Annotated in this window: 12 protein-coding genes; 10 read left to right on the forward strand and 2 right to left on the reverse strand. The window is 60.5% G+C overall.

The genetic code is table 11. The annotated features are described in order from the left end of the window. The 4 genes from QN222_RS26445 (at position 1) to QN222_RS26460 (ending at position 2,168) form a co-directional block, all read left to right on the forward strand. Positions 1–408: a hypothetical protein gene (locus QN222_RS26445; protein ID WP_283961590.1), complete on the forward strand. Its 408-nt coding sequence runs from the start codon at positions 1–3 to the stop codon at positions 406–408. Between the two features lie 100 nt (positions 409–508). Further along, positions 509–1,060, forward strand: a complete 552-nt coding sequence (locus QN222_RS26450) for a rod-binding protein (RefSeq protein ID WP_283961589.1) — start codon at positions 509–511, stop codon at positions 1,058–1,060. Between the two features lie 170 nt (positions 1,061–1,230). Continuing rightward, positions 1,231–1,599 carry a hypothetical protein gene (locus tag QN222_RS26455; RefSeq protein ID WP_283961588.1) on the forward strand — a complete coding sequence of 123 codons (369 nt, stop codon included), beginning with the start codon at positions 1,231–1,233 and terminating at the stop codon, positions 1,597–1,599. After that, positions 1,599–2,168 (forward strand): hypothetical protein, encoded by a 570-nt coding sequence (locus tag QN222_RS26460; RefSeq protein WP_283961587.1) that lies wholly within the window; start codon positions 1,599–1,601, stop codon positions 2,166–2,168. The genes QN222_RS26455 and QN222_RS26460 overlap by 1 nt, the downstream gene beginning before the upstream one ends. Before the next feature lie 173 nt (positions 2,169–2,341). On the opposite strand, the gene QN222_RS26465 is transcribed toward QN222_RS26460, so the two are convergent. Further along, entirely contained in the window at positions 2,342–3,331 is a 990-nt protein-coding gene (locus QN222_RS26465; protein WP_283961586.1) for a glycosyltransferase, read from the reverse strand. A gap of 279 nt (positions 3,332–3,610) precedes the next feature. On the opposite strand from QN222_RS26465, the gene QN222_RS26470 reads away from it, so the two are divergent. Beyond that, positions 3,611–4,285 carry a WecB/TagA/CpsF family glycosyltransferase gene (locus QN222_RS26470; RefSeq protein WP_284005659.1) on the forward strand — a complete coding sequence of 225 codons (675 nt, stop codon included), beginning with the start codon at positions 3,611–3,613 and terminating at the stop codon, positions 4,283–4,285. A gap of 264 nt (positions 4,286–4,549) precedes the next feature. Next, the gene (gene folD / locus QN222_RS26475) at positions 4,550–5,449 is read left to right on the forward strand and encodes a bifunctional methylenetetrahydrofolate dehydrogenase/methenyltetrahydrofolate cyclohydrolase FolD (RefSeq protein ID WP_283961584.1); all 900 of its coding nucleotides are present in this window, start codon (positions 4,550–4,552) and stop codon (positions 5,447–5,449) included. 43 nt (positions 5,450–5,492) lie between these two features. On the opposite strand, the gene QN222_RS26480 is transcribed toward folD, so the two are convergent. Beyond that, positions 5,493–6,524: a substrate-binding domain-containing protein gene (locus tag QN222_RS26480; protein ID WP_283961583.1), complete on the reverse strand. Its 1,032-nt coding sequence runs from the start codon at positions 6,522–6,524 to the stop codon at positions 5,493–5,495. A gap of 289 nt (positions 6,525–6,813) precedes the next feature. On the opposite strand from QN222_RS26480, the gene QN222_RS26485 reads away from it, so the two are divergent. From QN222_RS26485 to QN222_RS26500, 4 genes are all read left to right on the forward strand, one after another. Continuing rightward, positions 6,814–8,172 (forward strand): ABC transporter substrate-binding protein, encoded by a 1,359-nt coding sequence (locus tag QN222_RS26485; RefSeq protein WP_283961582.1) that lies wholly within the window; start codon positions 6,814–6,816, stop codon positions 8,170–8,172. Between the two features lie 263 nt (positions 8,173–8,435). Beyond that, on the forward strand, positions 8,436–9,446 hold the full coding sequence (locus QN222_RS26490; protein WP_283961581.1) for a sugar ABC transporter permease: 1,011 nt from the start codon (positions 8,436–8,438) through the stop codon (positions 9,444–9,446). A 1-nt stretch (position 9,447) separates the two neighbouring features. Then, on the forward strand, positions 9,448–10,593 hold the full coding sequence (locus QN222_RS26495; protein ID WP_283961580.1) for a carbohydrate ABC transporter permease: 1,146 nt from the start codon (positions 9,448–9,450) through the stop codon (positions 10,591–10,593). A 30-nt stretch (positions 10,594–10,623) separates the two neighbouring features. Continuing rightward, positions 10,624–12,279 carry an alpha glucosidase gene (locus QN222_RS26500; protein ID WP_283961579.1) on the forward strand — a complete coding sequence of 552 codons (1,656 nt, stop codon included), beginning with the start codon at positions 10,624–10,626 and terminating at the stop codon, positions 12,277–12,279. The last annotated feature ends 69 nt before the right edge of the window (positions 12,280–12,348 follow it).

The following is a 12,348-nucleotide window of genomic DNA, read 5'->3' on the forward strand; positions in this document are numbered from 1 at the left end:
GTGAAGACGCGATCGGAAAAGTTAAAGCGCCTGGTCGCCGTCCAGCGGCACCTCGAGCGGATGGCGGAAAGCGAGTTCACCGAGACTGCGCGCCAGCGCGCCGTTCTTGCCGAAACGATCGACGTGGTCGTCGATGCAATGGGTTCGGCTCATCCGATGCATCGCATTTTCTCAGGGCATTACGCCTCCCACCTCGGGCGCCTGGTACAGAAGGATCAGATGCTGCTCGGCATTCAGCAGGTTCACGAGGCGCGCATGCTGAGAGAACGCGCAAAGGGCGACCGGTTTGAAGAGCACATGAAGGATGCCCGGCTCGCCGAGGACCGCGAAGCGGCCGACAATGCGATCCTCGATCTGCTCGACCAGCACTTCGCTCCGCCAGCTTCCGGTAAGGTTGAAGGGCGATAGTGTGCCATCGGGGGCTCACCTTCCAGTGATGGGCAAGCCCCGGTTCGGGACATTTGCGGCCGCGCAGGATTGCGGGCGCTTCGGTTCGAGAGGATCTGACATGGCTATTTCCCCGCCCAGCGACCTTGTGATGGACGTTGTCCGTGCGGCCGATCCGGCGGAAATCCAGGAGGCTCAGGCAAGGCTCAAGGCCAACCGAGCCGCCTTCCAGGCAACGAGCCTCGCGGAAAACGGCAACGGCTTTGCCGCGGCGGTTTCCGTTCTCGACCCCTCCGAGGGATCGACGGGACTGGGCGACATCAACAACCGGGTCGAGCAGAAGAAGATTCCCGAGACCTATCGCAAATTCGAGGCGATGGTGCTGCAGAATTTCGTAAAATCCATGCTGCCGAGCGAGAGTGAAAACGTCTATGGCAAGGGCACAGCCGGCGACGTCTGGAAGAGCATGATGGCCGAGCAGATCGGCGATGTTCTTGCCGCAGGCGGCGGTATCGGTATTGCCGATCAGTTGGTCGGAGACGATGCGACCGGTCGGGTGAATGCATCCGTCGACGGCAACAGCCACAACCTCGCGACGAGCATGGTCCAGGAATATGAGCGCAAGGCTCTCTCCGGCTTTTTGACCAACGATGAAAAGAAGAAGCAAGCTTAGAGCTTTCACTGTTTTTCACTGAAACAGTGAAAGCTCTAATCCTTTGAAACTACGCAATTCCAGACGGAAAACCGCTAAGAGCTTTTCCTGGAATTGTCCTAGAGCGTACGAGCATATCCGGCGGTTTCCGCCTGCATCGTGCCTTGGATTTACTTTGGGAGTTTATTTTTATGGAAGCTGCGGCATCGAATGACGTACGGATTCGCAATGTTCTCGGCCGGCTGGAAATGATCATCGACAACGAGAACAGCCGGATCGGCGTGGACCCTGATTTCGATATCAAGACGTCAAACGCCCACAAGAGCCGCTGCCTCTACGAACTGACGATGCTCCACCGGGATGCCGTTCCCGGCGAAATCTCGCCTGCCTTCGTTTCGCAGACGCGCCATTTGCGCAACAAGCTGCAGATCAACTCCCAGAAGGTCGAGGCGCATCTGGAGGCGGTGCGTTCCGTGGTGGATCTTCTCAAGACGGCTGCCCAGGATGCCGACGCGGATGGCATCTACACCGAAGCGCAGTTCCGTTATAGCGATTTCTGATGCTGAAGCTCGTTCTCACCGGGGTCTGGGTCTGCGCCGTTACGCTCGGATCCGTCTATTTCTCGATGCAATATGCTTCCGCGCCTGTCGTATCGGAAGCCGACGCGGACAGACGCGCATCCGAGGAATACATACCGGGGGAGATCATCACGGTCCCGGTCATCAAGGAAGGGGCAGTGCAGGGATACTTCCTTGCGAAGTTGTCCTTTTCGGCCACCAAAGAAGGCATTGCGAAGCTGCACGCACCGCTTCGGCAGGTCGTGACGGACGAGCTTTACGACATGCTCGTCGGCTCGAAGTTCGTCGACCTCGCCGACACCGGATCCTTCGATCTGCCGACCTTCAAGGTCGCGGTGAAGGATGGGCTGAACAAGAAGCTCGGTAATGAAGTGATTACCGAGGTTCTGGTGGAACAGCTCGAATATCTCACCAAGGATGATGTCGAGCGCGTCGCCAACAGCCAGAACAGGCCATATCAAAAGCCGGTTCCTGTCGTGGACAAGAATGGCAACATCGCCGCGGACAAGATCCCCGAAGGGGCGGTGAAGGCGAATAGCAGCGCCCATTGACCGGTCCTATAGCGCCGCGCGTCCAATTGGACGCGCTAAGTTCGCTTTAGCACTTTGTTTGCGAGCCGGCCTTAGAGCAATTCCAGGAAAAGTGTGTAACGGTTTTCCGTCCGGAATTGTGTTATTTCAAAGAGTTAGATCGTTTCACTGCTTCAATGAAACAATGAAATGATCTAGGTGACCTTGCGCGTCCGGTCTTGCGCCTCGGCGGAGCCGATCTTCGCCGTCAGCCGGCCAACCGCGACGTAGAGCGGATAGAGGCTTGCAGCGGCAAGCCCGGTCTCCGCCCAAAGTTTGAGGCCGACCGGCAGAGAGGTGGCGATGAGCGCAAGGGATTTACCGAGCGCTTTCAACCGACCGGTGAATGTCGGATCGCGCTGATGCTCCAGGAGTGCCGAGATCGCGCCGTTCTCGAGACTGCGGGCGCGGATCCATGACCTCGTGGTGTGAAGCACTGGAACCGTTTCCGCGACCCAGGCTTCCGTTGCCCAAGCGAACGTGAACCCCTTCGCTTTGCATCGATCGAAGAAATCCGCGTCGCCGACGCCGACGACATTGAGTGCCGGATCCAGAAACGGCCGCGCCATCCCATCAAGCACCGCCCGGGTTATGAGGACGTTGCCTGCCGAATAGAGGATCGGTACCGGTCCGCTCTCATTGTAAGGAGGCGTGAAAACGGGGTGCCGCTTCCACTTCTGTTCGCGCGGATCCTCGAACACGGGCAGTTGTGGCCCGCCGACGATATCGGCCCCGTGGGTTTCCTGGACTGCAACGAGGCAATCGAGCCATTCCGGAGCGGCAACTTCATCGTCATAGATGACGGCGAGCGCGCGGAGGTTGGGATAGAGATCGAGCGCCGCCGCCCATCCGGCATTGCAGGCATGGGCGTGTCCGCGGCGGCGAACGACGACAACGGCGGAATCGGACGGATGCCCGAGGAAGAAGCCTTTCGCCACCTCCGCGCCGTCAAGGCCATCGGCGTCGCTCTCCACCACGATCGTGGCGGAAGGAACGTCAGGCCGTTGCGAAACAATGGTTTTCAGCGTCTTGACGATATGATCGGGCCGGCGGAAGGTCGGTACGACGACCACAAGTTCGATATCCGCCGCATCTTCCCGCTCGGTCTGGAAATAGACGGTGATGTCCTGACCGTTCGGCGTCATCTTGAGACCTGTGCGCGCAGATAGCCGGCAAGCACTACAGCAAAACTTCCTAAACAGATGTTGAATCCGGAAAACGGCTTTTGAATGAGAGCCTTAAACGCGGTTTCACTGCAAGCGGCTAAAATGAGAAAAATAGTCTCTGATCCCGTGTGGCAACATGTCTCCGATACCGCTTTCTTCTATCGCGCCGATGGCAAATCCCGCCTCGCACTTCGGTGCGGCGGAAAGCATTTGGCAATGGCCTGTCGCCGATTCGATCGGCAGGACCCGAGGCGGATCATGATGAACGCCGTTTCGCGCATTGCCGCTATTACATTCAAGCGAATCGCTTCCAGCACGCCGCCTCGCGATTTCGGTTGGGCCGATGCCTTGGCTTTCGCCGACACGGTCGTCTCACGACCCAAGTGGCATGCGGTCGTGACCGACCGCATGTTTCCGACCAGTCGGGATGCGATGGCTTTCGTGCCCGCACTGCTGACCTACATCGAAAAGCCGATGCGTGTCGCGGTGATCGGCTGGGACCGACATGTTGCGGAGCGCGCCGCCGAAAATTTCCGCAGCCACGCGCCCTGGCACCAATTCATCGCCCTCGGTGGCATTTCCGGTGAGGCGAACGCCCTCGGCGAAGTACGCGCGCTCCGGCCCGATATTCTTCTCGTGGCGATCGAGAGCTCGAAACAGGAGAAATGGGTCGATCGAAATATTGCACCCGAGCACGGCCGGCTCGTCATCACCGTTGGCGACTATTTTTCTCGGGAATTTTCCTGCACGCCCGGTCTCCTTCGCTGGCTCGAACGGATCTATCGGCGCATGGCCGAGCTTGGGCGGCCGCGCACCTATCACGCCTTTCGGTGGAGGCCGATAGAGCGCGACCTCGCCAATGCGTCCGGGCCGAAACATTTCGAACTGTCACCAGGGGCGTATCGCGGCAGTCGCCGCATCTCGCGCGAATGATTCCGTTGCTGGACAATCGTCGTTGACCGACGTCGAAAAAGTTCTCGCTGGTGCCGCCGGATCCCTCACGACGTTGCAGGCGGGGCGGATCCCGATCTTTCAGCGATGCAAGGAAATGCGGCGGTCGTTCGTCGGATCGCTGTTCCGGCCTCGTCGGCTCTTGCATTTATGCGTTTGGAACAGCATAGGGCGCATGCAGGCAATCGCTTGATGCCGTGCGAACTAGAGTGTGCCGTGTGTGAAGGACAAACCGGGAGATACGCCGTGACGACTGTGATTGATGGCAAGGCCGTTGCCGCTTCGGTCATCGAAACCGTGAAATCCGCCACAAAGACGCTGCAGGCGGAAACCGGCGTGCGCGCCGGGCTCGCGGTGGTGATCGTCGGACACGATCCGGCAAGCCATACCTATGTGTCGGCGAAGAGCAAGATGGCCAAGGAATGCGGTTTCCTTTCGGTCCAGCACACGCTGCCGCAGGAAACATCGCAGGAGGAACTGGCGGCGCTTGTGGCCGAACTCAACGCGGACGCCTCCATCCACGGCATTCTCGTGCAGCTGCCTCTCCCGAAGCATCTTCGCTCGGAGCCGATCATCCAATCCATTCTCCCTGAGAAGGATGTCGACGGCTTGCATGTCGTCAATGCCGGCAAGGTTGCGACCGGAGATCTCGAAGGCGGGCTCGTGTCGTGCACGCCCGCCGGGGCCATGGTATTCGTGCGCCGCACGCATGGCGAGGATCTTTCCGGATTGAACGCCGTCGTCATCGGCCGTTCGAACCTCTTCGGCAAGCCGATGGCGGCGCTGCTTCTTGCCGCCAACGCGACGGTCACGACGGCGCACTCGCGCACGAAGGACCTGCCTGCCGTTTGCCGCAATGCCGACATTCTGGTTGCCGCCGTGGGCCGCCCGGAAATGGTCAAGGCCGATTGGGTGAAGCCCGGTGCGACGGTGATCGACGTCGGCATCAATCGCGTCCCCGCGCCGGAACGTGGTGAAGGCAAGACAAAGCTCGTCGGCGACGTCGCCTTCGAGGAAAGCGCCAAGGTCGCGAGCGTGATCACGCCGGTCCCCGGTGGTGTCGGTCCGATGACCATCGCCATGCTGATGGCGAACACGATCATTGCCGCCTGCCGCAAGGCCGGTCGCAAGCCACCGAAGTTCTAAGACGATATGGGTGGGGCGGTCCCTGCCGCCCACACTTCGATTCCTATTTGCCTGGCGCGGGCCCCGTCGAGGCCCGAACGATCAGTTCCGGGTGCCAAAGCTCCTGATCGGGGTAGGCGCCGCGTTCCAGGATGCCGCCAATCAGCCGGCAGGCGACGCGTGCGCCGGCGGCCCTGAGGGACGAGCGCGTCGTCGTCAGCGGCACGCTGAAATTTTCCGGCTTCAGCATCGGCAAAACGTCGTCGTGAGCGATGATCGAGATGTCCGTGCCGACCGTGAGACCGGCTTGATTGATCGCGCGCACGGCGCCGAGTGCCAGAGCGGTGCTCGAGCAGAGAACGGCGGTCGGCGGATTCGGCTGCATCAAGAAGCGCTGCATGCTGCGATAGCCGTATCCATCGGTCATCACCGAGTGGTGGACCAATGTTTCGTCGAGATCGAGACCCCACTCCGTGAGCGCGCGCGTCACCCCCTTTTTCCGGCGAATGGCGAAGGCCAGGTGCTCCTGCCCATTGATGAGTGCGACCCGCCGATGGCCGAGTTGAATGAGAAGCCTCGTCGCCTCGTAGAAGGCGGCGGTGTTGTCGATGTCTAGGAACGGATAGTCTTTCGAGCCGCCGATCGATCGGCCATGCACGATAAAAGGGATGGACAGCGACTTCAGCATGGCGATGCGCGGGTCACTGGCGCGCATATGGGCAAGAAATAGGCCGTCGACATTGCCGCTAGCCGCCAGCCGTCGGAACGTCGACTCTTCATCCTCGGGCGCGCTTGGGTTCAGCACGAAATGAAAATCATGCTTGACGGCCTCTTCTGCGAGACCGGCGAGAAATTCGCCGAAATGAATGTCCGATCCGATGCCGGATGCGATCGGCATCACGAGGCCAATGGAGTAGGCCTTGCCGGTCGCGAGCCGCTGCGCGGCACGGTTGGGCCTATAGCCCGTCTCGCGGACCGCTTTCAGGACTCGCTGACGTGTCTTGGCGTTGACTTCCGGGTAGCCATTGAGCGCTCGGCTGACCGTCGTCTGCGACAGGCCGAGCAGTTCCGCTAGCTGCTTAAGTTTGACCGGCATGGCCTCCTCCCAAAGCGCTTTGGATGCTCCTTTCATTTAGGATGTTCCGGTCAGCGCCCCCAATGTCCTCTACCACCCGTTCGGTGCCGGAAAAAGCGGAAAACCGTGTTTTCGCGGCGCAAAATGTTGATGCATAGCAATATCCACGTCGCATCGAGGCGAGCCGAAGGAAAGCGCTTGACTCTTCGTCCGCGGCGATGATTTCTTAGCGAACTCAAAGCGCTTTGAATTGCGCGTAGATGATCCGCCCGCGGCGTAACGTCCGGGTTCATGTTGGGAGGACGATAACGTGAAGAGATCATTCCTGATGGGCGTGGCTGCGCTCGCCCTGGTAGTGGGGGCTGCCGATGCTGCCGAGCTGAAATTCAAGCCCGGCGAGGACTCCAAGTTCAACTGGGCGAGCTTCGAGGAGTTCAAGAAGGGTCACGACCTCAAGGGGCAGACGCTGACGATCTTCGGCCCTTGGCGCGGCGAGGACGAGGCGCTCTTCAAGAGCGTCTATGCTTACTTCGTCGAGGCGACCGGCGTTGATCTCAAGTATTCGTCCTCCGAGAACTACGAGCAGCAGATCGTCATCGACACGCAAGCCGGCAGCCCGCCGGACGTCGCAATCCTGCCGCAGCCGGGTCTCATCGCCGACCTTGCCTCGAAGGGCTACCTGACGCCGCTCGGCGACGAAACCAAGCAATGGTTGCTCGATAACTATGCCGCCGGTCAGTCCTGGGTCGACCTCTCCACCTACAACGGCAAGGACGGCAAAGCGGCGCTTTATGCATTCCCCTACAAGATCGACGTGAAGTCGCTGGTATGGTACGTGCCGGAAAACTTCGAAGACGCCGGCTACGAAGTGCCGAAGACCATGGAAGAGCTGAAGGCGCTGACCGAAAAGATCGCCGCCGACGGCCAAAAGCCGTGGTGCATCGGTTTGGGTTCGGGCGGCGCGACCGGCTGGCCGGCGACCGACTGGGTCGAGGACTTGATGCTGCGCACGCAGCCGGCCGATGTCTACGACAAGTGGGTCAAGAACGAGATCCCGTTCACCGATCCGGCGGTCACCGGCGCATTGGACGAATTCGGCTGGTTCGCGCGTAACGACAAGTTCGTCGACGGCGGTGCTGCGGCTGTGGCCTCTGCTGACTTCCGTGACAGCCCGAAGGGCCTCTTCGCCTCGCCGCCGAAGTGCTACCTGCACCATCAGGCTTCGTTCATTCCGTCCTTCTTCCCGGAAGGCACGGTGATCGGCGAGGACGCCGATTTCTTCTACATGCCTCCCTATGAGAGCAAGAAGGACCTCGGCAATCCGGTGCTCGGCGCCGGCACGCTTGCGTTGATCACCAAGGACACGCCGGCCGCACGCGCCTTCATCGAATTCCTGAAGACGCCGATTGCGCACGAGGTCTGGATGGCCCAGACAAGCTTCCTGACGCCCTACAAGAGCGTCAACGTGGAGACTTACGGTAACCCGCCGCTGAAGAAGCAGGGCGAAATCCTGCTTAACGCCACGACCTTCCGTTTCGACGGGTCCGACCTGATGCCGGGCAAGATCGGTGCGGGCGCTTTCTGGACGGGCATGGTCGATTACGTAGGCGGCAAATCGTCTGCCGACGTCGCAGCCGGCGTGCAGAAGGCGTGGGACGCCATCAAGTAAGATCAAATAAAGACGGCGGACGATGCCTACTGCATGTTTCCTTAAATCGTTGCCGATTTAAGGGTGAAAACATGCAGCAACTCGAAGTGCTACAGCGTCCTTTGCGCGTCTGATAAGACGCGCGGCGCTGTAGATCGTCCGCCGCTCCTTCGTTTCCGGATTGCCTCAGCAATCGGGGTAATCCCAATCAAGAGCGGTAGCCGCCATCACACAATGCGCTTGGAGATCCTGCTCCGGAGCGCGTTTAAGGGGAGGGATGTGTCATGCAGCAGCTACTCGCTGCCATTTTGACGATGATTGCCGGTGTCCTGGCTTGCGCAGCCTACTTCTGGGGCACCAATTTCATTCTCGACCGGATTTTCCCATCGAAGGGCCTCTCCGGTAAGGCCGCGTCCCGCAACCTGCGCATCACCAACGCCATCAGACCCTGGCTATTTCTGGCGCCTGCATTGTTCGCGCTGACGATCTATCTCCTCTATCCGGTGGTCGAATCCGTGTGGCTCAGCCTTCATGACCGCGGCGGCCAGAATTTCGTTGGCGCGCGCAATTACGGCTGGATGATGAATGACGGGGAATTCCGCCAGTCGATCTTCAACAATTTCCTCTGGCTGCTCGTCGTGCCTGCGCTGTCCACCTTCTTCGGCCTGGTGATTGCCGCGCTCACCGATCGCATCTGGTGGGGCAATATCGCCAAGACGCTGATCTTCATGCCGATGGCAATCTCCTTCGTCGGCGCGGCCGTCATCTGGAAGTTCATCTATGACTACCGTGCGGAGGGAACAGAGCAGATCGGGCTCTTGAATGCCATCGTCGTCGCCCTAGGCGGCGCGCCGCAGGCTTGGATCACGCTGCCTTTCTGGAACAATTTCTTCCTCATGGTCATCCTCATCTGGATCCAGACCGGATTTGCGATGGTCATCCTTTCCGCGGCCCTGCGCGGCATACCGGAGGAGACCATCGAGGCTGCGGTGATCGACGGCGCCAATGGCTGGCAGATCTTCTTCAAGATCATGGTGCCGCAGATCTGGGGCACGATCGCCGTCGTCTGGACCACCATCACAATCCTGGTGCTCAAGGTTTTCGACATCGTCCTGGCGATGACGAACGGGCAATGGCAGAGCCAGGTGCTCGCCAACCTCATGTTCGACTGGATGTTCCGCGGTGGCGGGGACTTCGGCCGCGGCGCGTCGATTGCCGTGGTGATCATGATTCTCGTCGTCCCGATCATGATCTGGAACATCCGCAACGCGGCCAAGGAAATGAGGAGCCACTGAGATGACCCCAGCCACGCGCTCCCCGCTGATGTGGGCCGTCCATCTCTCGGTGCTTCTCATCGTCGCTCTCTGGACGATGCCGACCGCCGGCCTCCTGATTTCGTCGCTGCGCGACAAGGACCAACTCGCCGTTTCCGGATGGTGGACGGCTCTTGCCACTTCGTCGCGCAATGATGTCGCGCGCGCCCCGTCGGCCGACAGCCAGGTCGAACGTGATGGCAAGTTCGTCATCTCCGGTAACGTTCTCGACGGTCAGGCCGGGCAGATCTCGGCCTTCGGCTTCTCCAGCCGCGAACCGGCGGCGTTCAAGGCCGGTGAGACCGCGGAACTGACCGGCGGCGAGAAGCTGACGGTGCAGGCGGACGGCACCTTCGAAATCGTCTCCGATACGAGGATGGAAGGCTCGCGCGGCCAGCGCATCTTCTTCACCGCCGCGGCACCACCGCGTTTCACCCTCGACAACTACAAAGAGGTGCTGACTGCGGAGGGCATCGGTGCGTCCTTCATCAACTCGCTGACGGTTGCCGTTCCATCGACGGTCATCCCGATTCTGATCGCTGCTTTTGCAGCCTATGCCCTGGCCTGGATGCCGTTTCCGGGGCGCGCAATCCTGATCGCCGTGGTCGTCGGGCTGCTGGTCGTGCCGTTGCAGATGTCGCTCATTCCGCTCTTGAAGCTCTACAACGGCGTTGGCGCATTCTTCGGTGTCCCGGCCAAGACCTATATGGGCATCTGGCTCGCCCATACCGGCTTCGGTCTCCCACTGGCGATCTATCTCCTGCGCAACTATATGGCCGGCCTGCCGCGCGAGATCATGGAATCCGCGCGCGTCGACGGCGCCAGCGATTTCGACATCTTCGTCAAGATCATCCTGCCATTGTCTTTCCCGGCGCTCGCATCCTTCGCGATCTTCCAGTTCCTCTGGACCTGGAACGATCTCCTGGTCGCGATCGTCTTTCTCGGTACCGGCCAGGACCAGCTCGTGCTGACGGGGCGGCTGGTCAACCTGCTCGGCTCTCGCGGCGGCAACTGGGAAATCCTCACCGCTTCCGCCTTCATCACCATCGTCGTTCCTCTGATCGTCTTCTTCGCCCTGCAGCGCTATCTCGTGCGCGGTCTGCTCGCGGGATCCGTCAAGGGCGGCTGACAGATTTCAGGACAAGGACCTTCTACACGAATGAATATGACAGCAACGACCGATTCCATCCTCAAGCCCGACAGGGATTGGTGGCGTGGGGCGGTGATCTACCAGATCTACCCGCGCTCCTTTCAGGACACCAACGGCGATGGCATCGGCGACCTCAACGGCATCACCGCCCGGCTGCCGTATGTCGCGGCGCTCGGCGTCGATGCGATCTGGATTTCGCCCTTCTTCACCTCGCCGATGAGGGACTTCGGTTATGACGTTTCCAACTACAGGGATGTCGATCCGATCTTCGGCAAGCTCGAGGATTTCGACGCGCTGATCGCCGAGGCGCATCGGCTCGGCCTGCGGGTCATGATCGATCTCGTCCTGTCGCACACGTCCGATCGGCATCCCTGGTTCGCCGAAAGCCGGTCGAGCCGCAACAACGCCAAGGCCGACTGGTACGTCTGGGCCGATTCCAAGCCCGACGGAACCCCGCCCAACAATTGGCTGTCGATCTTCGGCGGCTCGGCCTGGGCTTGGGATCCGACGCGGCTGCAATATTACCTGCACAACTTTCTGACCTCGCAGCCGGACCTCAACCTGCACAATCCGCAGGTGCAGGAGGCGCTGCTTGCCGTCGAACGCTTCTGGCTCGAGCGCGGCGTCGACGGCTTCCGGCTCGACACCATCAACTTCTATTTCCACGACAAGCAATTGCGCGACAATCCGGCATTGGTGCCGGAGCGACGCAATGCCTCGACGGCACCGGCGGTCAATCCGTACAATTACCAGGAACACCTCTACGACAAGAACCAGCCGGAAAACCTCGAATTCCTCAAGCGCTTCCGGGCGGTGATGGACGAATTTCCGGCAATCGCCGCCGTCGGCGAAGTTGGCGACAGCCAGCGCGGGCTTGAGATCGCCGGCGAATACACCTCCGGCGGCGACAAGATGCATATGTGCTATGCCTTCGAGTTTCTGGCGCCCGATCCCTTGGCGCCGCGCCGCGTGGCCGAGGTGCTGCTTGATTTTCAGAAGGCGGCGCCCGAAGGGTGGGCCTGCTGGGCATTCTCCAACCATGATGTCGTCCGGCACGCCAGCCGCTGGGCCGACGGCGTCAGCGATTACGGCGCCCACGCCAAGTTGCTGGCAAGCCTTTTGATGTCGCTGCGGGGCTCGGTTTGCATCTATCAGGGTGAGGAACTGGCGCTGCCAGAAGCGGAGCTTGCCTACGAGGATCTCCAGGATCCTTACGGCATCCAGTTCTGGCCCGACTTCAAGGGCCGCGACGGTTGCCGCACGCCGATGGTATGGGAGAGCATGCCGGACGGCGGGTTCAGCGACACCAGGCCGTGGCTGCCGGTTCCCGAGAACCACCTGGCCCAGGCCGTCGCCGTTCAGGAGGCCGATCCGGCCTCCGTCATGCAGCACTATCGTCGCTTCCTGCACTTCAGGAAGGCGCATCCGGCTTTTGCAAAGGGCGCGATCGAGTTTTTCGAGACTGAGGCGCCGCTTCTTGGTTTCCTGCGCACACATGGTAATGAGAAACTGCTCTGCCTGTTCAACATGAGCGAAGGGCTCGCGACGGCGAACGTGCCGACCGAACCGCTGGAACCGCTCGAAGGACACGGTTTCGTTTCGGAGATGAAGGACAACACGATCAATCTTCCGGGCTGGGGCGCGTTCTTTGCGCGTCTGGCCTAAGCATCTTCAGGCGAAGCGGACGCTGGTTCGCATGAAGAAAATGTATTGTGAAGAGACAGCGAGGGGAGG

Source organism: Sinorhizobium sp. 6-70, assembly GCF_030124375.1.
GTDB lineage: Bacteria > Pseudomonadota > Alphaproteobacteria > Rhizobiales > Rhizobiaceae > Sinorhizobium.

Coding starts and splice junctions, on each gene's coding strand:
- QN222_RS26455 (WP_283961588.1), top strand. CDS start 1,231: ATGGAAGCTGCGGCATCGAATGACGTACGGATTCGCAATGTTCTCGGC.
- QN222_RS26470 (WP_284005659.1), top strand. CDS start 3,611: ATGATGAACGCCGTTTCGCGCATTGCCGCTATTACATTCAAGCGAATC.
- QN222_RS26465 (WP_283961586.1), bottom strand. CDS start 3,331: ATGACGCCGAACGGTCAGGACATCACCGTCTATTTCCAGACCGAGCGG.
- QN222_RS26480 (WP_283961583.1), bottom strand. CDS start 6,524: ATGCCGGTCAAACTTAAGCAGCTAGCGGAACTGCTCGGCCTGTCGCAG.
- QN222_RS26495 (WP_283961580.1), top strand. CDS start 9,448: ATGACCCCAGCCACGCGCTCCCCGCTGATGTGGGCCGTCCATCTCTCG.
- QN222_RS26450 (WP_283961589.1), top strand. CDS start 509: ATGGCTATTTCCCCGCCCAGCGACCTTGTGATGGACGTTGTCCGTGCG.
- QN222_RS26500 (WP_283961579.1), top strand. CDS start 10,624: ATGAATATGACAGCAACGACCGATTCCATCCTCAAGCCCGACAGGGAT.
- QN222_RS26460 (WP_283961587.1), top strand. CDS start 1,599: ATGCTGAAGCTCGTTCTCACCGGGGTCTGGGTCTGCGCCGTTACGCTC.
- QN222_RS26490 (WP_283961581.1), top strand. CDS start 8,436: ATGCAGCAGCTACTCGCTGCCATTTTGACGATGATTGCCGGTGTCCTG.